This window comes from Azorhizobium sp. AG788 (assembly GCF_943371865.1).
In the GTDB taxonomy this organism is placed as follows: domain Bacteria; phylum Pseudomonadota; class Alphaproteobacteria; order Rhizobiales; family Xanthobacteraceae; genus Azorhizobium.
Map to the genome: position 1 here is coordinate 1 of NZ_CALRWL010000043.1, position 22,761 is coordinate 22,761.

The 22,761-nt window shown below is 67.5% G+C and carries 19 protein-coding genes; 7 read left to right on the forward strand and 12 right to left on the reverse strand.

Translation table 11 applies throughout. The annotated features are described in order from the left end of the window. The 4 genes from AAG816_RS20515 to AAG816_RS20530 all read left to right on the forward strand — a co-directional run. Window positions 1-716, forward strand: a 716-nt coding sequence (locus AAG816_RS20515) for an amino acid ABC transporter permease (protein WP_341991543.1), incomplete at its 5' end; no start/stop codon positions are given. Continuing rightward, window positions 716-1,411 carry an amino acid ABC transporter permease gene (locus AAG816_RS20520; RefSeq protein WP_341991544.1) on the forward strand — a complete coding sequence of 232 codons (696 nt, stop codon included), beginning with the start codon at window positions 716-718 and terminating at the stop codon, window positions 1,409-1,411. The genes AAG816_RS20515 and AAG816_RS20520, both read left to right, overlap by 1 nt. Next, on the forward strand, window positions 1,383-2,120 hold the full coding sequence (locus tag AAG816_RS20525) for an amino acid ABC transporter ATP-binding protein (RefSeq protein ID WP_341991545.1): 738 nt from the start codon (window positions 1,383-1,385) through the stop codon (window positions 2,118-2,120). The genes AAG816_RS20520 and AAG816_RS20525 overlap by 29 nt, the downstream gene beginning before the upstream one ends. Window positions 2,121-2,122: 2 nt before the next feature. Next, window positions 2,123-2,998, forward strand: a complete 876-nt coding sequence (locus AAG816_RS20530; protein ID WP_341991546.1) for a DMT family transporter — start codon at window positions 2,123-2,125, stop codon at window positions 2,996-2,998. A gap of 9 nt (window positions 2,999-3,007) precedes the next feature. Here the strand turns inward: AAG816_RS20530 and AAG816_RS20535 are convergent, their stop codons facing one another. Further along, on the reverse strand, window positions 3,008-3,685 hold the full coding sequence (locus tag AAG816_RS20535) for a GntR family transcriptional regulator (RefSeq protein WP_341991547.1): 678 nt from the start codon (window positions 3,683-3,685) through the stop codon (window positions 3,008-3,010). Then, window positions 3,682-5,112: a dihydropyrimidinase gene (gene hydA / locus AAG816_RS20540; protein ID WP_341991548.1), complete on the reverse strand. Its 1,431-nt coding sequence runs from the start codon at window positions 5,110-5,112 to the stop codon at window positions 3,682-3,684. Before hydA ends, AAG816_RS20535 begins: the two co-directional genes overlap by 4 nt. 541 nt (window positions 5,113-5,653) lie before the next feature. On the opposite strand from hydA, the gene AAG816_RS20545 reads away from it, so the two are divergent. Further along, complete coding sequence (locus AAG816_RS20545) at window positions 5,654-7,609, forward strand: methyl-accepting chemotaxis protein (protein ID WP_341991549.1); 1,956 nt, start codon at window positions 5,654-5,656, stop codon at window positions 7,607-7,609. Between the two features lie 175 nt (window positions 7,610-7,784). Here AAG816_RS20545 and AAG816_RS20550 read toward each other — a convergent pair whose 3' ends face one another. The 6 genes from AAG816_RS20550 to AAG816_RS20575 all read right to left on the reverse strand — a co-directional run bounded on the left by AAG816_RS20550 (window position 7,785) and on the right by AAG816_RS20575 (window position 17,064). After that, window positions 7,785-9,926, reverse strand: coding sequence for a methyl-accepting chemotaxis protein (locus AAG816_RS20550; protein ID WP_341991550.1), 2,142 nt, complete (start codon window positions 9,924-9,926; stop codon window positions 7,785-7,787). Window positions 9,927-10,279: 353 nt separating this feature from the next. Next, complete coding sequence (locus AAG816_RS20555) at window positions 10,280-11,239, reverse strand: antibiotic biosynthesis monooxygenase (protein ID WP_341991551.1); 960 nt, start codon at window positions 11,237-11,239, stop codon at window positions 10,280-10,282. Further along, complete coding sequence (locus AAG816_RS20560; protein ID WP_341991552.1) at window positions 11,236-13,935, reverse strand: molybdopterin-dependent oxidoreductase; 2,700 nt, start codon at window positions 13,933-13,935, stop codon at window positions 11,236-11,238. Before AAG816_RS20560 ends, AAG816_RS20555 begins: the two co-directional genes overlap by 4 nt. Further along, a complete protein-coding gene (locus AAG816_RS20565) occupies window positions 13,932-14,774 on the reverse strand; it encodes an FAD binding domain-containing protein (RefSeq protein ID WP_341991553.1) in 843 nt (280 codons plus the stop codon). The genes AAG816_RS20560 and AAG816_RS20565 overlap by 4 nt, the downstream gene beginning before the upstream one ends. A gap of 101 nt (window positions 14,775-14,875) precedes the next feature. Continuing rightward, on the reverse strand, window positions 14,876-15,985 hold the full coding sequence (locus tag AAG816_RS20570; RefSeq protein ID WP_341991554.1) for a hypothetical protein: 1,110 nt from the start codon (window positions 15,983-15,985) through the stop codon (window positions 14,876-14,878). A 290-nt stretch (window positions 15,986-16,275) separates the two neighbouring features. Continuing rightward, window positions 16,276-17,064: an SDR family oxidoreductase gene (locus tag AAG816_RS20575; RefSeq protein ID WP_341991555.1), complete on the reverse strand. Its 789-nt coding sequence runs from the start codon at window positions 17,062-17,064 to the stop codon at window positions 16,276-16,278. A gap of 286 nt (window positions 17,065-17,350) precedes the next feature. Between AAG816_RS20575 and AAG816_RS20580 the strand changes: the two genes are divergently transcribed. Next, a complete protein-coding gene (locus AAG816_RS20580) occupies window positions 17,351-17,695 on the forward strand; it encodes a RidA family protein (protein ID WP_341991556.1) in 345 nt (114 codons plus the stop codon). 54 nt (window positions 17,696-17,749) lie between these two features. Here AAG816_RS20580 and AAG816_RS20585 read toward each other — a convergent pair whose 3' ends face one another. Further along, window positions 17,750-18,664: a sigma-70 family RNA polymerase sigma factor gene (locus AAG816_RS20585; RefSeq protein ID WP_341991557.1), complete on the reverse strand. Its 915-nt coding sequence runs from the start codon at window positions 18,662-18,664 to the stop codon at window positions 17,750-17,752. After that, window positions 18,642-19,106 (reverse strand): carboxymuconolactone decarboxylase family protein, encoded by a 465-nt coding sequence (locus AAG816_RS20590; RefSeq protein WP_341991558.1) that lies wholly within the window; start codon window positions 19,104-19,106, stop codon window positions 18,642-18,644. Before AAG816_RS20590 ends, AAG816_RS20585 begins: the two co-directional genes overlap by 23 nt. A gap of 178 nt (window positions 19,107-19,284) precedes the next feature. On the opposite strand from AAG816_RS20590, the gene AAG816_RS20595 reads away from it, so the two are divergent. Beyond that, window positions 19,285-19,986 (forward strand): SDR family oxidoreductase, encoded by a 702-nt coding sequence (locus AAG816_RS20595; protein ID WP_341991559.1) that lies wholly within the window; start codon window positions 19,285-19,287, stop codon window positions 19,984-19,986. Window positions 19,987-20,034: 48 nt separating this feature from the next. On the opposite strand, the gene AAG816_RS20600 is transcribed toward AAG816_RS20595, so the two are convergent. Together AAG816_RS20600 and AAG816_RS20605 are read right to left on the reverse strand one after the other, a co-directional pair. Continuing rightward, on the reverse strand, window positions 20,035-21,060 hold the full coding sequence (locus AAG816_RS20600) for an Ldh family oxidoreductase (protein ID WP_341991560.1): 1,026 nt from the start codon (window positions 21,058-21,060) through the stop codon (window positions 20,035-20,037). Then, window positions 21,057-22,751 carry a hydantoinase B/oxoprolinase family protein gene (locus tag AAG816_RS20605; protein WP_341991561.1) on the reverse strand — a complete coding sequence of 565 codons (1,695 nt, stop codon included), beginning with the start codon at window positions 22,749-22,751 and terminating at the stop codon, window positions 21,057-21,059. The genes AAG816_RS20600 and AAG816_RS20605 overlap by 4 nt, the downstream gene beginning before the upstream one ends. Window positions 22,752-22,761 lie beyond the last annotated feature (10 nt).

Here is a 22,761-nt window from a genome sequence, read left to right on the forward strand (position 1 = left end):
CGCGCCTCACCCATTCGCATCTTCGCTCACAGTCTGGCGTCATGTCCTACACCATGCAGTTCGGCCAGATCTGGCCCTTCCTTCCGCGCCTGCTCCAGGGCGCCCTGGTGTCGTTGCAGATCGCCATCCTGGCCTTTTCCGGCGGGCTGCTGATCGGCACCACCTGCGCGGCCATCAAGTCGTTCGGCCCGCGCTGGCTGGCGCGCCTGGTCGGCGTCTATGTGGTGTTCTTCACCAACACCCCGCAATTGGTGCAGATCTATTTCCTCTATTTCGCCTTGCCGGACATGGGCATCCTGCTGTCGTCCTTCGCCGCCGTGGTGATCGGCATGACGCTGAATGCGGGTGCCTATCTCACCGAGATCCAGCGCGCGGGCTTTGAGAGCCGCCGCGCCTCGGAGATGGAGGCGGCGCAGGTGCTGGGCTTCTCCCGCCTGCAGCAGATCCGCTACGTGATCCTGCCCCATGTGGCCAAGGTGCTGTTTCCGCCTCTGTCCAACCACTTCATCATCGTCACGCTGGGCACCTCCATGGCCGCCGTGTTCGGGGTGGAGGAACTCACCGGCGAGACCTTCAACATCAATGCCCAGACCTTCCGCTCCATCGAGATCTTCTCGGTGACCGCCGGCATCTATGTGGTGCTGACGCTGGCCGCCTCGGTGCTGCTGGCGCTCATCGGCCGCTATGCCTTCCGCGTGCGCACGGAGCTGGTGTGATGTGGAGCCAGATCGTCGAAGAGTGGCCGCGCTTCGCCACCTATTACAATTTCATCTTCATCGCCAAGGCGGCGGGGACCACGGTGGCGCTCTCCGCGCTGGGCTGCGTGCTGGGCTCGATCATCGGCCTCGTGCTGGCGGTGACGCGCATCACCACCAGCCGCTGGCTGCTGCCGGTGCGGGTGGTGGCCATCGGCTTCACCGAAGTGTTCCGCCGGGTGCCGTTTTTGGTCACCTTGATGCTGTGCTTCTTCGCCTTCCAGTCCACCGGTTATGACATTCCTTTGTTCGTCATGGCGGCGGTATCGGTGACGGTGATCGCCGGGGCGTTCCTGAGCGAGATCATCCGCGGCGGCCTCAAATCGGTGCATCAGAACCAGTGGGAAGCGGCGGCGGCGATGAACTTCTCGCTGCTGGAGACCATCCGCTTCGTGGTGCTGCCGCAGGCGTGGCGGCTCGTGCTGCCGCCGGCCTTCGGCTATTTCGTCATGTTCATCAAGGATACGGCGCTGGCCTCGCAGATCGGGGTCATCGAGCTGACCTATGTGGGCAAGGTGCTCAACAACAAGGGCTTCTCGGCGGCGCTGAGCTTCGGCGCCATCCTGGTGGTCTATTTCCTCATCTCCTATCCCCTGGCGCGGCTCGGCGCGCTGCTGGAGGTTCGTCTTGCATCATCTCGACATCGCCGGCCTTGAGGCCCGCTATGGGGAGCACACCGTGCTCTCCGGCATCGATCTCACCGTGGGGCGGGCCGATGTGATCGGCCTGATCGGCCCCTCCGGCTCCGGCAAGAGCACCATCCTGCGCGTGCTCATGGGCCTGCTGGCCCCCGTGGGCGGCACGGTGAAGCTGGACGGGGAAGCGGTGACTTATGCCGAGGCCGCGCAGGTGCGCCGGCTGCGCGATCGCATCGCCATCGTGTTCCAGCAATACAATCTGTTCCAGAACATGACCGTGCTGGAAAACGTCTGCATCGCGCCGGTGAAGATCAAGAAGCGGCCCCGCCGCGAGGTGGAGGAGGAGGCGCGCGCCTTGCTGGCCAAGGTGGGCCTGGGCGACAAGCTGTCGCGCTATCCCGACGAACTCTCCGGCGGCCAGCAGCAGCGCGTCGCCATCGTGCGCGCTTTGGCACTGCATCCGGAAATCCTCCTGCTGGACGAAGTCACCGCCGCGCTCGATCCCGAACTGGTGTCCGAGGTGCTGGACACCATCGGCCTGCTTGCCAAGGAGGGGATGACCATGCTCATCGTCTCCCATGAGATGGCGTTCATCCGCGAGGTGGCCTCGCGGGTGGTGTTCATGGCCGGGGGCAAGATTGTTGAAACGGGACCGCCGGCGCAGATTTTCGATGCCCCGCAGCACCAACGCACCCGGGATTTCGTCTCCAAGATCCTGCGGCATTGACCGTGGCTGAGGCCCCGTCGGCGGAGACCGCACCGGTCGCGGCCTCCGTTGTGGCGGTGGCGCTGATGCTGGGGGCCATGCTGTGCTTCACGGCCATGGACACCACCTTGAAGTATCTGGCCGCGCTGCATCCCATCGGGCCACTGGTGTTCGGGCGCAACCTGGTTCAGGTGATGGTGCTGGCCGGCGTGGCGCGGGCGTTCGCGCCGCAGGCCCTGCGGACCAAGAGGCTCGGGCTGCATCTGGCGCGCGGCATCTGCCTGGTGGCGACCACGGTGTTCATGACCCTGTCGCTGCACCATCTGCCCATGGCGCAGACCTATGCGCTGACCTTCTCCGCCCCGCTGCTCGCCACCCTGCTGGCATTCTTCGCCCTCGGCGAACATCCCCGCCCGTTGCAATGGGTGTGTCTGGTGGCGGGGTTCGGCGGGGTGCTGATCGCCCTCGATCCGGCCGGCGCCTTGTCGCTGGCGCTGCTGTTTCCCCTCGCCATGGCCAGCGCCAACGCCACCTTCTATGTGCTGACCCGCTTCGGCGGCCGCACGGAAGGCGCCATCGCCCTGGTGTTCTGGGCGGGGCTGTGGGCGCTGATCCTCAGCGTTCTGGGCCTGCTGGGATATGCGCCCATGCCGCTGTCGTCCTGGCTGATCCTGGGGGCCGGCAGTCTGGTGGGCACGGGCGGCCAGTTGCTGATGGCCGCCGCCTTCCGCCGCGCGCCCACCGCCGTGGTCTCCCCGCTGCTCTATACCCAGATCGTCTGGGCCATGCTGGTGGGCTATCTGGTGTTCCACGAGGTGCCCACGCCCAGTGCCGCCGTGGGCGCGGTGATCGTGGCGCTCAGCGGCATCGGCGTGGTGCGGTTCGCGCGCCGGGCCTGAGGCAAACGGTCAGCGCACCGTATCCAAAGCGCATTTGCCCAGGCTGCGGATATGGTTCTGCACCGCGCGCCGCGCCGCCTTCGCGTCGTCCTGCTCCAAAGCTTCCACGATGGCCAGATGCTCGGTGGAATCCGCTTCCAGCCGGTCGGCGAGGCGAGCGATCTCGAACAGGCGGGTGGTCACCCGCAGACTGCGGATCATGCCGGTGAGCACCTCATTGCCGCAGTGGCGGGCGAACAGTTCGTGCAGATTGTCGTCGGAGCGCCAATGGGCGTCGGTGTGATAGGGCACCGCATTGCGCTGCTCGTTGATCTCCGCCCGCACGCTGGCCAGTTCGCCGCGGGGAATATGGCCGGCGGCCAGGGCTGCGGCCTCGGGCTCCAATATCTCGCGGACCTTGAGGCTTTGCAGATATTCGCCCAGGTCCACGTGGCGCACCACATAGGAGCGCGCGGTGCCCTTGACCACCAGCCCTTCGCCTTCCAGGCGCTGGAGCGCCTCGCGCAACGGGGTGCGCGAGATGCCCAGGGTCTCGGCCAGACGCGCCTCGACGATGACCTCGCCGCCGCGCAAACGGCGGCGGCGGATCATCTCCGAGACGGAATTGTAGGCCAGGTTCGAGAGATTCAAGCCGCCGATGCGGCCGGTGTCTGGAACGAGGCCCTCCGGGGAATCGGCCTCGCTCATGCGAAGCTGACCGGGCCGGGGGCCTTGGCGAAGGGCGACTTGGCGCGGGCCAGATGCTCGCCATGGCCCTTGGCGCCCACCACCCAGCCATCGCGCACCACGGTGCGGCCGCGCACCATGGTCAGCACCGGCCAGCCGGTGATCTCCATGCCCTCATACGGGGTATAGTCGGCGCCATCGCCCAGCAGGGTGTAGGTGAGGGTCTTGGTGCAGGTGGGATCCCAGATGGTCACGTCGGCGTCGGAGCCGATGGCGATGGTGCCCTTGCGGGGATAGAGGCCGTAGGTCTTGGCCGGGTTGGTGGCGGTGACGGCCACGAAGCGCTCCAGATCGATGCGCCCCTTCATCACCCCCTCGGAGAACAGGATCGGCAGCCGGGCGGCGACGCCGGGAATGCCGTTGGGCACCCAGCGGAACGACGAGCGGCCCTTGGGCGTCAGCTTGCCCTGCTCGTCATCATAGCGGAACGGGCAGTGATCGGACGAGAACACCGTGAACACGCCGGTGCGCAGGCCCTCCCAGCACGCTTCCTGGCTGGCGACATCGCGCGGCGGGGGCGAGCAGACATATTTGGCGCCCTCCATGCCGAGGCCGTCGAGATCGTTCTCGGTCAGCACCAGATATTGGGTGCAGGTCTCGCCCAGCACGGTGAGGCCCTTCTGTTGCGCCCAGCGGATCTGCTCCATGGCCTCCCGGTTGGAGACATGGACGATCATCACCGGCACATCCACCAGTTCCGCCAGCGAGATGGCGCGGTGGGTGGCTTCGCGCTCCACGGCGATGGGTCGCGAGGTGGCGTGGAAGCGCGGCGCGGTGCGGCCGGCCTTCTCCAACTGCTCGGTCATGAAGCGGATGGCGTCGTAATTCTCCGCATGCACCATTACCAGCGCGCCGGTCTCGCGGGCCACCGACATGACGTCGAGGATCTCGCGGTCGTTCAGCGCCAGCCCCTCATAGGTCATGAAGATCTTGAACGAGGTGTAGCCGTCTTCCACCAAAGCGGGGAGTTCCTGGCCCAGCACCTGGTCGGTGGGGTCGGAGATGATGAGGTGGAAGCTCACGTCCACATGGCATTCGCCCGCCGCCTTGGCGTGGTAGGCGGTGAGCGCCGCCCGCAGGCTCTGGCCCTTTTCCTGGAGGCAGAACGGCATCACCGTGGTGGTACCGCCCAGCGCCGCCGAGCGGGTGCCGCTCTCGAAATCGTCCGCCATCACGATGCCCTCGCCGGACGGCTGGGCGATATGCACATGGGCATCGATGCCGCCCGGCAGCACCAGCTTGCCGGTGGCGTCGATGATCTCGTCGGCGTCGGTAAAGCCGGTGCCGAGCGCGACGATGCGGCCATCCTTGATGCCCACGTCGCAAGTGATGCGGTCGGCGGCGGTGACGACGGTGCCGCCGGTGATGATGGTGTCGAAAGTGCGCATGGGCCGGTCTGGAGCTCGCAGATGGGCGTTGGATGGCGTCATCGTATACAGCTTGCGTGCAAATTGAAAACAAGAGCGCTGCGGGAAGCTCTGCTATCCGGCCGCGTGCCATCCGGTGCGGGGGCGCGGACGCTGCGGCGTGCCACCAACGGCGATGTCAGCATAGATCTGGCGGAAGGCCGGTGCCAGAGCCAAGACAGAATCGGGGCCGCGGAGGCCGGTGGTGCCGCTCTTATGCGCCCCCGCCGCGCTGCGCATGCCCAAGACCGCTAAAGAGTTCTTTCGGCGGTATCTTGGTCACGCCTTCAGAGAGCAGAGTCTCGTCAGAAAAAGATTATAAAAGAAAATAGTAATGCAGATATGACAAGCAAAATGGAGTGGAATCCTGTTGCCAAGCAATGCGTTCGGTGGCGATGTGCTGGGACTGTAAAATTGTGCATGTATTGCCGAAATAGAAATTTGTTTGCCGGCGACTGATCTGCTGCGGTTTCACGGTGTGATCACGTCGCGGACAATCCTGGATGTCGCCATGGAGACCCTGATGCCAGTCACGAGCCCGCCGCCGCGCCGGAAATTGATGCGCCGGATCATCGCCGTTACCGCATGCGCGGTCATCGCCTCGTTTGTCGGCTTCTCAGCGCTGATCGACCTGCGCCAGCGCGACATGGTCACCGCCGACATTACCCGCAACTTGCAGACCGCCGGCGATCTGGCCTCCGGTAGCATCAGCAACTGGTTCGCCGGGCGGGTGCTGCTCACCGAGGAGGTGGCCGACGCCATCTCCCGCGACACCACCGGCGCCCGCCGCGTGCTCGACAATGCGGTGCTGATGCGGCAGTTCCAATCCACCTATTTCGGCAATGCGGACGGGGTGCATGCCAATGCCCCGTCCAAGCCCATGCCGGCCGGCTACGATCCGCGCAAGCGCCCGTGGTATCAGGCGGCCGAGCGGGCGCAGGGGCCGGTCCTCACCGCGCCTTACATCGACGCCAGCACCGGCGGATTGGTCATCACCGCCGCCGTCCCGGTGGTCGCGGAGGGCAAACTGGCCGGCGTGGTGGGCGGGGACTTCACCCTTGCCAGCCTGGTGCAGATGATCTCGGGCATCACCTTCGGCGGCCTGGGCCAGGCGTTCCTGGTCAATGCGGACGGCACCATCCTGGTGCATCCCAACGCGGCGCTGGTGAACAAGAAGCTCAGCGACATCTTCGGCGCCACCGCGCCGGCGGTCACCAGCGCCGTCGCCGACGCCACCGCCGGCGACCGGGCGATGATGGTGACCTTCGTGCCGCTGGCCGGGCTGCCGTCGGTGAAATGGTATCTGGGCCTCGCCATCGATACCGACAAGGCGTTCGCCCCGCTGCAGGCGTTCCGCGTCACGGCGGGGATCGCCATCCTGCTGATCGCGCTGGTGACCGTGCTGCTGCTGGCGCAATTGCTGCACCGGGCGGTGTCGCGGCCGCTGGGGCGCATGACGGCGGCCATGAACGCTCTGGCCACCGGCAAGCTGGACGTGACCATTCCCGACGTGGAACGGCGCGATGAGATTGGCGCCATGGCCGCGGCCATGGAAGTGTTCAAGCTGCATGCGGTGGAGCGCGCGCAGCTGGAGGCGGCGCAGCATCTGGAGAGCGAGGAGCGCCGTCGCCGCGCCGAGGCGGTGGAGAGCCTGATCAACGGCTTCACCGGCGAAATGGCCGGGGTGCTCGATACGGTGACCACCTCGTCCGGGTCGCTGGAGGAAACGGCGCGGTCCCTGAGCGCCACCGCGGAAGCCAGCGCCGCCAATGCGCAGGGCGCCGCCACGGCGGCCGAGCAGGCCTCGTCCAATGTGCGCAACGTGGCTGCGGCCTCGGAAGAGCTGGCGGCCTCCATCGCCGAGATTTCCCAGCGGGTGAACACCTCCCGCCAGGTGGCGGAGCGGGCCGCCGTTGCCGCGCAGCAGACCGACGGCACGGTGCGCAGCCTGCTCACCGCCAGCGAGCGCATCAGCCAGATCGTCGGCCTCATCAATGCCATCGCCAATCAGACCAATCTGCTGGCGCTGAATGCCACCATCGAGGCGGCGCGGGCGGGCGAATCCGGCAAGGGCTTCGCGGTGGTGGCGGCGGAAGTGAAGACCCTGGCCAACCAGACCGCCCAGGCCACCCAGGACATCACCGGCCAGATCGCCGCGATCCAGAGCGTGTGCGGCGAGGCGGTCACCGCCATCCAGGGCATTGGCGACGTGATCGACGAGATCAACGCCATCTCCTCGGAAATCTCGGTGGCGGTGACCCAGCAGGGGGACGCCACCAAGGAGATCGCCCAGAGCGTGCATCAGGCGGCCTCCGGCACCCATCAGGTCTCGGCCAATGTGGGCGATGTCACCGCCGGCGCCTCCGCCACCGGCGCCAATGCCACCCGGGTGCTGGATGCGGCCTCCCGCCTGTCCCACGAGGCCGGCACGCTGCGGCAGAAGGTGGAGCGCTTCTTCGAGGCCATCCGCGCCGCGTGAGGGCGCGCAGCATCCGGCCGGACGGCCGCTGCGGCGCCGGACCTTGACCGCGAGTCGATGCCGCGAGTCGATGCCGCAAGACGACGCCGCAAGACGATGACAGCAAAAGGCCCCGGTTCATCACGAACCGGGGCCTTCTGTTTGCGTGGCGCTGTGCGGGCGGCGCCGGTGGATCTCAGGCGGCGGCGACAGAGCGCAGGAAGCCTTCGATCTCCTTCTCCAGCCGGTTGGTCACCGTGCGGACCGACTGGGAGGCATTCAGCACCCGCGAGGCCGAGGCATCGGTGCCGAGCACCGCGGAGTTCAACTGCTGGATATCCGCGGCCACGGCGCCGGTGCCGCTGGCGGCGCTGTCGATATTGGAGCCGATCTGGTTGGTGGTGGCGCTCTGCTGCTCCACCGCCGCGGCAATGGAACTGGCGAAGCTGTCCACATTCTCGATGGTCTGCGAGATGGTGCGGATCGCCAGCACCGCGTGCTGGGTCTCGGTCTGGATGGCGCTGACCTGGGAGACGATCTCATTGGTCGCCTGGGAGGTCTGCGCCGCCAGTTGCTTCACCTCGGACGCCACCACCGCGAAGCCGCGACCGGCGTCGCCGGCACGGGCGGCCTCGATGGTGGCATTGAGCGCCAGCAGATTGGTCTGGCCGGCGATGGCCTCGATCAGGCTCACCACGTCGCCGATGCGGTTGGCGGCGGCGGCGAGGCTGGCGATCTTGTCATTGGTGGAGCGGGCATCCGCGGCCGCATGGCCGATCATCTCCGAGGTATTGGCCACCTGGCGGGAGATTTCGCCGATGGAACTGGCCATCTGCTCGGCTGCCGCCGCCACCGACTGCATGTCGGCGGAGGTGCGCGCGGAGGCTTCGCTGGCGGAATAGGCCCGGGTCTTGCTCTCGTTGGCGGAATGGGACAGTTCCGAGGACACCGCCTCCAGATCGGTGGAGGCGCTGCTGGCCTCGCCGATCATCGCCGCCGCCGCATCCCGGAACCGGGAGATCAGCAGGTCGATGGAGGCCTGGCGGGCCTGCTGGGCGGCCTGGGTCTCCCGCTGGCTCGCCTCCAAGGCGTGGCGCTCGATGGCATTGGCGCGGAACACGTCCACCGCCCGGGCCATGGCGCCGATCTCGTCCTGGCGGTCGAGGCCGTCCAGTTCGATGGAGGTGTCGTCCCCGGCCAAGGCGCGCATCTTGTCGGTGATGTCGCTGATGGGCTGGGTCAGCAGCCGGGCGCCCACCCACACCAGCACCAGCACCAGCACCATGACGATGGCGGCGATGCCGGCCATCATGTTGCGGGCGTCGGTGACGGTCTGCAGCGCATCGGCCTTCGGCACGGTAAGGATGAGGGTCCAGCGCTCGTCCACACCGGAGATGCGCACTTCGCTGGCAAAGGCATAAGCGGTGGCGCTGTCATAGGAGCCCATCAGGGTGCCGATCAGGCGCATGGCGCTGACGCACACGGCGCAGCTGGTGGTGCCGTCGTCCGTATAGATCACCCGCTGGACCGGCTTGCCGGCGGCGGCTTCGCTCACCAGGGACTTGGTGGTGGCATCGGTGACCGGCTGGCCGGCGCGACCGGCCTCGGGGCTGGCGAGCCACAGGCCATTGGCGCTCACCAGCGCCGCCTGGCCGGTGCCGAACGGCTTCAGCGCGCCCACCAGAGCGCCCAACTTGTCCAAGGCCAGATCCGCGGTGACCACCCCGACCGGGGTGCCCTTGCGGCGGACCACCACGGCCACGGTCACCAGCGGCACGCTGCGGCCCTCGATCTGGGCGGCATAAGGCGGGGTAATGGTGGAGCGGTTGTCACGCAGCGGCTTGTTGTACCAGAGGGCGGCGCCGGGCTGCTGGGCGAGATCGAGCTTTTCGATTCCGATGCCGCCGTCCGCCTTGCGCAGCACCCGCGCCCGGAGCCGACCGGCGCTGTCGGACAACGCATGCCCGATGAAGTCCCGGTCGCGGGCATCCAGCGCGTCGGGCTCGAAGGCGAGGCTCATGCCGAGGAGGCCGGGGGTTTCCTCCACCAGGGCCCGCATCACCGCCGCCAGCTGGTCGCGATCCACGCGGCCGTCGGCGATGAAGCCGGCGATGGCGGTGGCGGCGGTGCGGGCGGTGAGTGCCGCCTGGTCCACATCGCTGCCCAGGGAGCGGGCGGAATCCTTGGCCAGCGCTTCGCCGCGCCGTTCCGCGTCATTCTGCACCGCGGTGGTCATGGTGTAGAGGCCGATGGCGCCCACCACCATGAGGCCAACACCGAACAGGGCGCCGGCAAACCCGACGAGCTTGGTCCGAATGGGGAAATCAGCAATACGCATGGGAACTCCGAGCAATACGTTGAGCGTGCGCGGCGCCCCACCGGCGGTGCTGCCGGATGGGACCCTGTCGGATCAATTCGGGTCGCGGAAAAAGCCTGGGTGGCCCGGGGAGGGGAGGCCGCGAACAGGTCCTGGCGGTGCTGAACGCATGGCAGTCTCGCGCGTCATCCTTCGTTGTGAGCGAATTTGACGCAACGGCGGTCCGGCGCTTTGCGCAGGATCATAATTTGCCCGGCAAACGCGCTCGGGCCGGCAAAAATCGCCCCTGAATCCCGAGAGTGCAGGCGATGCCGGACACGGGTACCGCAGCGCGCGGGCGCGGCCGTCGCGGGCGGTCCGCGATCCCCGGTTCCTCAGTGCGGCAGGAGCGTAAACGCCGCGATCAGCACCGCATAAATGGCCAGAATCAGCACCGTCCCGCGCAGATCCAGGGCGCCGGAGGGGCGGGCGGGGCTGAGCCACCAGGAAAAGCGCTGGCTGGTCCAGGGCACCAGATAATTCAACAGGCAGATGCTGACCACATTGCCGATGAACAGGGCGATGGGAAAGGCGATACCCCATTTCCCCATCAGCAGCGGCCCCTGCACCGCCAGTCCGAACAGAAACACCACCGGATAGAGCAGCATCAGAACGACCATGTTCTGCTTCCAGGCCGCTTGCGATGGCTGGCCCTTGGCGGGCTGGGCGAACCATTGGTCGAAGCCGGCGCGGGCGATGCGGGCGTGGAACTCTTCGGTGAAGGGTTCGGCCTCCGCCAGGAGCGTCTTGCGCTCGGGGGATGCCAGCCAGCGCTGGAGGTTGTCCTCGCTGTCGAACCGCAGGATGGACAGCCAATCCTCCTGTACGCCGGGGATGGGCGCCTCGAACCGATAGCCCTGGAAGCCCGGCGCCTTGCTCTGGGCCGAGGCGATGCGCTGCTCCCAGGTGCGATAGGCCGCCTCCTGGCCGGGCTTGATGCGGGTGGAGATCACCGCCGACACCGGCGCCGGCAGCACGCCGGACTGCCCGTCCGGCACGATATGGATATCGTCCCGGCCCACCAGCATGGATTGGGCGCCGGTGACGCGGGCCAATCGCAGTGGCGAGTTGAGCCACGCCACTGCCGCCGCGCTGCTGTCGAACCGTTGCAGGATCACCCAGTCCACCTGGGCGGGCGGGCTGGGGCGCATCACCGTCTGGCCGAGAAAGCCGGGCAGGCCGGCGATGGCGGCGCTGGTCTGCTCCTGCCACACCGCGAACGATTCCTCGAACCCCGGCAGCACCTGGGTCTGCGTCACCACCGTGACGGCGCCGTCCGGCGCGGGGGCGCTCACGGGGTCTCCTGCAAACGGTCGAAAATGCGGTCGGGGGTAAAGGGCAGGGATGCGAACCGCACCCCGGTGGCGTTGAACAGGGCGTTGGAGATGGCGGGCGCCACCGGATTGATGGCGCACTCGCCCTGGGCCTTGGCCCCCAGCGGGCCGATGGTGTCGTAGGTGTCGGCGAACATCACGTTGGTGCGCGGCACGTCGGCGAAGCTGGGAATGCGATAATTGCGCAGGGCCGCATTCTTCAGATGGCCGCTGTCATCATAATCCATGTGCTCGGTCAGCGCCCAGCCCAGGCCCATGCCGATGGAGCCGTCGATCTGGCCCCGGCACTGCATGGGATTGATCAGCCGGCCGATATCGGCCGCATGCACGCTCTGCAGGATCTCGATGTCGCCGGTGATGGTGTGCACCGCCAGGCGAATGCCCTGGACGTTGAACGCCATGGTGCGCGGCGAGAGATAGGCCTTGCGCTTGGCCTGGAAGCGATGGCCCGCCGCGGTGCCGGTGGCGTAGAGCACGCTCAAGGGGATGCGGGTGCGGGCGCTGACCACCGCGCCGGCGGCGATGGTCCAATCCTCCATGGCGGTGCCGGTGGAACGGGCGGCATAAGCGATGATGTTCTGGCGCAGGGCGGTGGCGGTGAGGACCACGGCCTGTCCCGCCACCACCGTGCCGGTGCTGGCGAAGGTGCCGGTATCGAACGGCGCCTTGTCGGTGTCGGCATTGATGATGTCGATGTCGCTGGCCCGCCCGCCCAGCACACCGGCGGCAAGCTGACGATGGGAGGTGACGGAGCCATTGCCCATTTCCGTGGATCCCACCGCCAGATGGAAGCGGCCATCGGCGCGCAATTCCATCACCGCGGCGGAGCGATGCTCCGTGGGTGGGCCGGATTCCAGCATGGCGAGCGCGATGCCCGTCCCCTCCACCCAGGCGTCGCCCGCGGGCTTGGGCTTGCGCTCGCCGCTGGCCAGTTCCGCCTCCACCAGGTCCATGCACTGGTCGAGGCCGTAGCTGCCGAACTCCACGTCCGACGGCCCGCTCCAGATCGCCTCGATCCAGTCGTCCTGCCGCACCATGTTCAGGCGGCGGATGGCGAACGGATCCAGCTTCAGCAGCTTGGCCAGATCGTCCATGGCGCACTCAAGAGCGAAGGTGGTCTGCGAGGAGCCATAGCCGCGAAAGCCGCCGCCGGGCACCATGTTGGTGTAGACCGCGAACCCGTCCGCTTTCTTGTTGGCGCAGCGATACATGGCCATGGGGCTCGACAAGGCCGCCGCCAAGGTCTCGCTGGAATGGCCGCCATAGGCGCCGGTGTTGGAGACCACGCGGATCTGGATGGCGGTGAGGGTGCCGTCCTTCTTGGCGCCCATCTTCACATGGGTGGTCATCTGGTGGCGGGTGCTGGCGCCGATGAACTGCTCCTCGCGGGTATATTCCCACTTCACCGGCCGGTTGAGCTTCCGCATGGCGAGGACGCAGAGATCCTCGGTCAGCACCTCCTGCTTGCCGCCGAAGCCGCCGCCCACCCGCTCGGTGAACACGTGCAACGTGCTCGGCACCATGTCGAACAGATAGCAGAGCTTCTCATGGGCGATGAACGGCGCCTGCGAACTGGTGCGCACATGGATGCGCCCGTCCTCGGTCGTCCAGGCGATGGAGCCCAGGGTCTCCAGATGCACATGCTGCACCCGCGACGTGGTGTAGGTGTGCTCATGGATCGCCTCGGCGGCGGCGAAGCCGTCGGCCACGCTGCCCACTTCGCCATGGATCTCGGCGAACACATTGCCATGGGCCTCGCCGCCCTTGTGGTGCAGCACCGGCGCCTCGGGGGCCATGGCCAGCTCGGGATCGAACACGGCGGGCAGGACGTCGTAAATGACCTTCAGCGCCCGACAGCCGGCCTCGGCGGCAGCTTCGGTCTCGGCCACCACGGCGGCCACCCGCTGGCCGACGAAGCGCATGACGTCGTCGAGCATATAGGTGTCGTCGGGATCGACCAGATGATCCTCATGGGTGGCGGTGCTGTAGAGCTTGCGCGGCACGTCCTCCCAGGTGAACACCTCCAGCACGCCGGGCACGGCCATGGCGGCAGCCCGGTCGATGCTGACGATGCGGGCATGGGCGTGGGGCGAGCGCAGCACTTTCAGATGGGCGAGGTTCGCCACATCCAGATCCATGGTGTAGCGGGCGTGGCCGGTGACGATGCCGGGGCCGAACGGATTGGGCAGGCTGGCGCCGCAGGCGGTGCCGGCGGTGTCATCGGAGATGTTGACCACGCCGTTGATGGCGTCGCCGATGGAGCGATAGCCGGTGCAGCGGCAGAGATTGCCCTTCAGATGGCGCGGCAGATCCTGCAATTGCGCCTCATCCAGGGAGGCGACGGTCATGATCATGCCGGCGGAGCAGAAGCCGCATTGGAACGCCTGGGCATCCAGGAACGCCTGCTGCACCGGGTGCAGATCGTCGCCGGTGGCGAGGCCCTGGATGGTGGTGACCTCGCAGCCGGCGGCGCGGAAGGCGGGCATCAGGCAGGAATGGATCGGCTTGCCGTCCACCCACACGGTGCAGGCGCCGCAATCGCCCTGGTCACAGCCCTTCTTGACCCCGAAGTCGCCGCGCTCGCGCAAGAACGTGCGCAGGCACTGGCCGGCGCGCGGCTCGGCGGAGAAGGCGTGGCCGTCGATTGAGAAATTCATGCGCCCGCTCCCAGCCCGGCCAACTCACCGGCCAGTTCGGCGCGGATCTCTTCTGCGAAATGATAGGTCAGATGGCGCCGATAGGCGGGCAGGCCGTTGACGTCGTCATAATAGCCGTCCTGGGGGATGGCAGCATCGATGGCGCGGCGCACGGTGGTGGCATCGGGCTTCGGAGCGAACCGCAACTGCACCGGGGTGAAGGTGGCGGCGGTGATGGTGAGCAGCAGATCACCATCCGGCCCCGCCGTCCCCACCAACAGCGCCGCCGAGCGGCCCAGATGGGTGAGGGAGGAGCGGCGGAAGGCATAGCGCTTTTCCAGCGCATGGAGCGGAATGTGAATGCTGCGCAGCAATTCGCCCGGCGCCAGCACATTGGCATGGTTGCCGGTGACGAAGTCGGTCGCCGCCACCGTGCGGGGTTCGCCATCGCGCGGCCACAAGGTGTAGGTGGCTTCCAGCGCCACGGTCAGCGAGATCATCGCCCCCGCCGGCAGCGACATGCAGATATTGCCGCCGATGCTGGCCTCATGGGCGATCTTGAACGACATCAGCAGCGCCCGGCAGCACTCGGACAAGAGCGGCCCGGCGGTCCAGGTGCTGGGATAGGCCAGCGTGTCCAGCTCACCGATGCGGGCGGTGGCGGCGATGGTCAGGCCCTCGGGCGTGATCTCGAACGCCGGCCAGTGGAAGGCCCGCAGGTCGATCAGCGTATCGAGCGCCGGCTGCGGCTCGGAAAACAGCCAGGTGCCGCCATTCAGCCAGGCCAGCCCGTCGCGCCACTGCGTGACCTGCGCGGCCGACGACGGCCGCTCGATATGGCGGATGGTGTTGATGTCCATGCTTGTCCCCGCATGCCGCCCTCACGCGGGACCGCGCGGGCGTCGCCAATGGTAATGCACAAGGCGCCCGTCTGTCCCCCGCGGGCAGACGGGCGAGGGTCTCACGGGAGTTGCGACAAGGTGGCGGGACCGGGCCCCGGCGTGATCAGCGTCGGCCATTGCTTGGAGCCGAACGGCACCAGCGGCGGCAGGAACGGCGTCATGCCGCGCTTGGTGGCATCGGCTATGATGGCGGCGCGGGCATCGCCGCCCATCAGCTCATAGTCCATCACCGCCGTGTTGCCGAAGAACAGGCCGCCCACGGTGCGGTCGGCGATGATGCGGGTCAGCGAGCCCAGCATGTCCTCGGGGGTGGTGGTGAAGGACACGGTCTCGATCAGCATCAGCCGGGTGTTGATGGCGTCAGCCCCGAAGAACTGCGCCAGGACGCTGTAGAGAATATTGTTCTGCCGGGCTACATAGATGGTGTTGCTGGCGCCGTAGGTCTTGTCCCAATCCGCGCCCAGCATGGTCTTCCACTCGGCCAGCACGCCCATCCAGTGCTTGACCTGGGTTTCCGCCGCCCAGGCGATGCTCTTCTTGAGCTGCGGCCCCTGCTTGGCGGCGAAGGCGGCCAGAGCGTCGAAGGTGATCACCTTCTTGGCCAGGCTGTCATCCATGAAGGCGATATTGTCTTTGAGGATGGCGATATTGTTGGGCTGCCAATCCGCCGGCATGGAGGTCTTGGACAGGCCGTCGAGCGCCGCCTGCATTTCCGCCCGGAATGCCTGCATGGGGGCGATCCAGCTGGCATCAGTGGGCTTGTCCACATGCGGCCCCGCCAGCACCGACAGCACCATGGTGCTGTGGCCGATGGATTTCAGCAGCTGGTAGACCTCCGGCACCGAAGGCGCCTCCAGGCGGGGATGTCCGGGCCGGTACAGCAGCAGGCGGCCGCCGGAGCCGGAGAACAGCGCCAGGATGATGGGGTGCTGGGCCTGGATGTTCTGGGCGATGATCTTGCCGGAGTCGGCATAGAGCGCGAACATGGCGGTGTTGAGCGCCAGAACATCCTGCTTGGCGGTCTCGGCCGCGCTCGGCACCGCGCCGCCGACGATGATGTTCATATAAGGCGGCGCGTCGGCCGCGCGCAGGGCGCTGCCGGCCCCGGCGGCGGTAAGTGCGCCGCACGCAAGCGCAAGCGCGCCGAACAGATGTCTACACGTCTTCATTTGTATAGCCGCCCCACCAACAATTCGAACCTTGCGGCGATCCTGATCCGCAAAGGATCGCGCAAAGATGAAGCGATATTCATCAGTCGGGACAGAATTTGCAATGGTCTAAATCGAAACTGCGGGCAATTTCAATTCTGCGGCATAGAGTTACCATTAATCATTCTGTCCCATCGCCGGTGCTTTGGGACGATCACGGAGCGGCAAGACGATGCGCTCCGCGATGATGGCTGGCTGCCGGAGGGGCACCGCCTCGCCCGGGCGAAGATGCGGTGCCCGCGCGCGAGCGGTCAGCCGTTGCGGCGCTCGCCGCGCAGGGTGGGCAGGCCGATGCCGGCGGCGTCGAACCCGCCGTCCACCGCCAGCACCTGGCCGGTGATGTAGCTGGCCTTGTCGCTGCACAGGAAGAAGATGGCTTCCGCAAGTTCCGTCTCCAGGCCGTAGCGGTTGAGCGGGATGGCGTCGTGATAATCGGCGCGGATTTCCTTGGAATGCACCGCCTTGGCCATGGCGGTGTCCACCGGCCCCGGCGCCACGGCATTCACGCGGATGCCCAGGCCGCCCAGTTCCACCGCCATCTGCTTGGTGAGGTGGGCAAGGCCCGCCTTGCTGGTGCCGTAGGCGGTGCGCAGGGTTGAGGCGCGCAGGCCGGAGATGGAGGTGATGTTGACCACCGCCCCGCCGCCATGCTCGCGCATCACCGGCACCGCCGCCTTGGTGCACAGGAACGGGCCGGTGAGGTTCACCGCCAGAATGCGCGCCCACTCATCCTCGGTGGTGTCCATCAGCGCCTTGAACACGGCGACGCCGGCATTGTTCACCAGCGCATCGAGCCGGCCGAAGCGATCGGTGATGGCGGCCATGGCGGCGGCGACCGCCTCAGGCTCGGAGACGTCGCAGGTAATCGCCAGCACCTTGTCCGGCTGGCCAAGGGCGGCTGCAGCCTGGGCGAGGACTTCGCCTTCGATATCCAGCAGCGCCACCCGCCAGCCTTCGGCCAGAAAGCGCGTGGCGACGGCAAGGCCGATGCCGCGGGCGGCTCCGGTGACGAGGGCGACCTTGTCGGGCGAGGGGGTCATTGGCGCGTTTCCTGTTTATACGAGGCTGAGCCTCTGGACCTGATCCGACGGGCGAGCGAAAGCCCCTTGGACCGTCACGACACAAGGTAGCTGCTGGGGTGGCCGCCGTCACGGCTGCCTCAGGCCGGTGCGCGCGCCGGGCAAGTGCCATCCACAGGTCCGAATGGTGGACCACGCCAAGCGCCGCCGCGGATGCTATATGCGCGGCAGCGGCAGGCGCTGATTGCGGCGCCGGTCCTTATCTCCCACCCCGTGGCGTCACGCCCGCAACTTCAGGAATGCCCCCATGACCATCGTCCGCCTCGACAAGGGCGCCCGCATGAGCGAAGCCGTGATCCACGGCAACACCGTCTATCTGGCCGGCCAGGTGGGTGACGGCGCCGACGTCGCCGCCCAGACCCGCGACGTGCTCGCCTCCATCGATGCGCTGCTGGAGCGCGCCGGCACCAGCAAGGCCAACATCCTCTCCGCCACCATCTGGCTGTCGGACATCGCCAATTTCGCAGCCATGAACGCAGTGTGGGATGCCTGGGTCGACAAGGACAATCCCCCCGCCCGCGCCACCAGCGAAGGCCGCCTCGCGGCCCCGAAGTATCTGGTCGAGATCATCGTCGTCGCGGCCCGTCCGTGATCGCCGGGCGGTCGGGCCGGCGCTGAGAGGCCCGGCCCGACCGCTCTTGCGGCACTAGATGGCGCCATCCCCGGCCGAGCCCACGCCCCAGTCCAGCGTCTGCGCCACATGGCGCAATTTGTCCGGGTTGCGGGTAATGTAGATGGCGCTGATCCGACCATCGACAATCTCCAGCGCCGTGGTCTGCAGGATGGCGCCGCGCTCGATGCTGGCAAAGCCGGGCAGGCCGTCGATCCACATCACTTGCACCGGGTTTTCCAGGGTGATGGCGTTCTTGGCACTCAGGCGCGCGAACAGCCGCAGCACCCGCTCCAGCCCGCGGATGGGGTTGAGGAAGGCCAGCACCTTGCCGCCGCCATCCGCCCGCAGCACCACGTTTTCCGCCAGGAGATCCCGCAGCGCCGTGGTGTCGCCGCTGTGCGAGGCGGCAAAGAACGCCCGCGCCATGCGGTCCCCGTCCTCAGGCGCCACGGGATAACGGGGCCGGGCCGCCTGGACATGCTGGCGCGCCCGCACCGCCAGTTGCCGCACCGCCGCCGGTTCGCGCTCCAATGTGGTGGCGACCTCTTCCAAAGCGACGCCGAACACGTCATGCAGCAGGAAGGCCGCGCGCTCCAGTGGCGACAGGCGTTCCAGCGCCAGCATCAAGGTCAAAGTGAGGTCGTCCGGGTCCGGCTCGGGCGCGGTTTCCACCAGCGGCTCCGGCAGCCAGGAGCCCACATAGCTTTCCCGCTGCACGCGGGCGGACTTCATCACGTCCAGGCACAGCCGGGTGACGATGCGGGAGAGGAACGGGCTAGGCGCTTGGATGCCGGCGAGGTCCACCTCCCGCCAGCGCAACCAGGCATCCTGCACCACATCCTCGGCCTCGCTGAGCGAGCCGAGCATGCGATAGGCCAGACGCACCAGCCGGGGCCGGTGCGTCTGGAAGATGGCCGTGGCGGTGTCAGGCCGCGACACGCGCCGCATCCACCGGATGGGCGACCCGGAAGCCCACCTGGAGCCGGTTCCAGCTGTTGATGGCGCCGATCAGCAAGGTCAATTGCACCTGCTCGGTCTCGCTGAAGACTTCTTTGATGCCCTCATAATCCGCATCGGGCGCCCCGGTGGTGGCCACCAGGGTCAGAGCTTCGGTCCAGGCCAAGGCGGCGCGTTCGCGGGGGGAATAGAGCGGGGATTCGCGCCAGGCATTGAGCAGGTAGATGCGCATCTCGCTTTCCCCATCGGCGCGGGCCTTGGTGGCGTGCATATGCAGGCAGAAGGCGCAGGCATTGATCTGCGAGGCGCGCATCTTCACCAGTTCCCGCAAGGCGGGTTCCAGGGTGCTGGCGGCAAGGCTGGCCTCCAGGGCCGTCATGGCCTTGATGCTCTCGGGGGCAAGGGTGAAGGGGGCTTTCACGCGCGGGGTCATCGGGATCTCCTCCGTGCAGCATGCACGCAAACCCAAGACGAGCCAGCCCCCGGCGATTGTGACATCGCCCGGCGCGGGGCGGGATTTTTTGCGTGGGGGCGCCCGTTGACCGGCGGGCGCGGGGTCGATCAGATGACGCCGGGGTGGCAGGGCCACCGATCATCAGAGTGGTGCGTCAATGGTCGAGAAAGTTGCAATCATCACCGCTGGCGGCAGCGGCATGGGCGCCGGCGCGGCGCGCAAATTGGCCGAGGAGGGCTTCAAGGTCGCCATCCTGTCGTCCTCCGGCAAGGGCGAGGCGCTGGCCCAGGAGCTTGGCGGCATCGGCGTCACCGGATCGAACCAGTCCAATGACGACCTCCAGCGGCTGGTGGATGCCACCATGGAACTCTGGGGCCGCATTGATGCCCTGGTGAACAGCGCCGGCCATGGCCCGCGCGCGCCGCTGCTCGACCTCACGGACGAGGACTGGCATCGCGGCATGGATGTGTATTTTCTCAATGTGGTGCGCCCCACCCGGCTGGTGACGCCGATCATGCAGGCGCAGAAATCCGGCTCGATCGTCAATATCTCGACCTTCGCCGCCTTCGAGCCGGACCCGGTGTTTCCCACCTCGGGCGTGTTCCGCGCCGGCCTCGCCGCTTACACCAAGCTGTTCTCCGACCGCTATGCGGCGGACAATATCCGCATGAACAACGTGCTGCCCGGCTTTATCGACAGCCTGCCGGAAAAGCCCCAGTTCCGCGAGCGCATCCCCATGGGGCGTTACGGCACTGTGGAGGAGGTGGCCGAGGTGATCGCGCTGCTGGCCACCGCGCGCGGCGGATACATCACCGGCCAGAACATTCGCGTGGATGGCGGCATCACCCGCTCGGTGTGACGCTCTTGGGTGAAGCTCCCGGCACCTTGGGGTGCCGGGAGATCGGTCTCAGCCGGCGATGGCGTTCAGCTTGTCGGCGAGGGTGGCGGGAATGCGCACCCCCTCCGCTGCGGTGCGCACCCGCGCCAAGGCGCGGCGTTGGCCGGGCAGGCGGGCGCCCTCCTGTTCGGTGATGGCGGCGAACAGATGGGCGAGGCGCCCCGCCGCATCCGGTCCCGCCAGCGGGCCGGGATCGATGGCGACGAAGAACTGCCCCGTCCGCGGCGAGCCGCCGGCATTGTCGGCGAAGGACGAGGCGTCGATGGAGAGGCTCGCCCCCGTCAGCCACGCGGCGAGGAGTTCCACCAGTAGCGCGAGGCCGGCGCCCTTGTGGCCGCCGGAGGGGACCATGGTGCCGCCGTTGAGGGCCGCCTTGGGATCGGTCGTGGGGGCGCCGTCCTGGTCCAGCGCCCAGCCCAGCGGGATGGCTTCGCCGCGCTGGTCGTGGACCACGATCTCGCTTTTAGCCACCACGCTGGAGGACTGATCCAGCACCAAGGGTGCCTCGCCGGCACGGGGGACCGCCAGGGCGATAGGATTGGTGCCGAACACCGGCCGCGTCCCGCCCACCGGGGCGATGGAGGCCGGGGCATTCACGAACCCCAGCGCCAGAAAGCCTGCCGCCGCGATCCGCTCCACGTGATAGCCGACCACGCCGCAATTATAGGAATTGGTCACCGCCAGCGCGGCCAGACCCTGGCTGCGCGCCGCCTCGAACAAGGCCGGCAGGCCGAGATCGATGGCGGGATGGGCGAATCCGTCCGCCGCATCCACCCGCACCAGCGCCGGGCGCGGGTGGGTGAGGGTGGGCGTTGCCGCCCCGTCGATCTTGCCCACCTTGGCATGGGCGCAATAAATGGGAAGGCGGGCAAGGCCGTGGCTGTGCACGCCCTCCGCCTCCGCCGCCACCACCGAGGTGGTGACGGAGCGGGCATTGGCGGTGTTCACGCCGCTGGCGGTGAGGGCGCGGAAGGTGAGGTCGTCCACCTCCGCCAGGGTAAGGGCCACCATGGGGGTGGAAGTCGGGGCGCTCATGCCGCCACCCCTTCGCCCGCAACCGCCCCCGCGCCATAGAGGGTGCGGGCCGCCTGGGGCGTCACCAGCCCTTCGGCCAGATCCTCGGCGAGGCGGGCGGGATCGCGATCCGCCGGATTGCCGAAGCCGCCGCCGCCGGAGGTCTTGATGGTCACGGTGTCACCCGCCGCCAACGGAATGCCGGAGACCTTAGAGCGCAGGCTCTCCGCGCGGCCGTCCGCATGGGTGACGGTGGTGCTGCTGAGCGAACCGGGCTGGCCGCCCTTGATACCGTAGGGGGCAAAGCGAAAGCGCTCGAAATTGGTGGAGAGCGAGCCTTCCGCCGCCTCCAGCCGGAACTCGCGCACCAGCCCCAGCCCGCCGCGATGTTCGCCCGCCCCGCCGCTGTCCGGCAGCAGGCCGTAGCGGGTGAACACAACCGGATACTTGGCCTCCACCATCTCGATGGGGGCATTGGTGTTGTTGTGCAGGCCGCAGGATAGGGCGCTGGCGCCGTCGCCGCCCGCATGGCCGCCCCAGCCGCCGACCTCGATGTCGAAATAGACTTGCCGCCGGGCATTGGGCCGGACGATGGACAAAGCATAGACATAAGAGATGGCGTAATAGGCCGCGGGGATCCGCTCCGGGGCGATCTGCGCCAAGGCGCCGAAGACGCAGGTGGCGATGCGGTGGTTGACCACCATCCGCCCCGCCACCGGGGCCGGGAACTGGGCGTTTACGACACTTCCGACGGGAAGTGTCACAGTTACAGGTCTATAACATCCGGAATTGGCCGGAATTTCGGAGCCAAGCGCCGCCAACAATGCGTAATACACGGCCGAACAGGTCATGGCCGGGGTGTTGTTCACCGGCCCGCGCACCTGCGGGCTGGAGCCATTGAAGTCCAGCGCGATGGTGTCGCCGGCCTTGGTGATGGTGATTTCCAGCCGGATCGGCGCCTCCGACTGGCCGTCGTCATCCACCGTCTCGACGAAGGTGGCGGTGCCGTCCGGAAGGGCGGCGATGGCCGCCCGCATCATCTTCTCGGAGCCGTCCAGAATGGCCGCCATGGCGCCCGCCAGAGGGGCGTTGCCATACTTCTGCGCCACCCGGGACACCGCCCGCGCGCCGATGCCGAGGGCCGCGATCTGGGCATTGAGATCGCCCCGGGTCTCGTCCGGCTGGCGCACATTGTAGAGCAGCATCTCGAACACGCCGGTGTTCAGTACGCCCTTGTCCACCAAGCGCAGCGGCGGGATGCGGATGCCTTCATGGAAGATCTCGGTGGCCGCTGCATAGTAAGAACCGGCCGCGCCTCCGCCCACGTCCACATGATGGCAAAGCGTGCCGACAATAGCCACCCGCTCGCCATTCACGAACACTGGGCGGAATGTCTGGATATCCGGGAGATGCTGACCACCGGCATAAGGATCATTGGTGACGATGACGTCACCATCGTTCCAGCTCTCCAGCGGGATATGGCGCTCCAGCACCGTTTTCAGGCAGTCCGACATGGAGTTCAGATGCACCGGAATGCGCGCAGACTGGGCGATGTTGCGGCCCTGGGCGTCGAACACGGCGGTGGAGAAATCCAGGATCTCCCGCACCACGGTGGACCGGCTGGTGCGCCAGATGGTGATGCTCATTTCCTCGGCGGCGGCGACCAGCGCATTGCGGATCACTTCGAGGCGGACGGGATCAAAGTCGCTCATGGGATGGTCC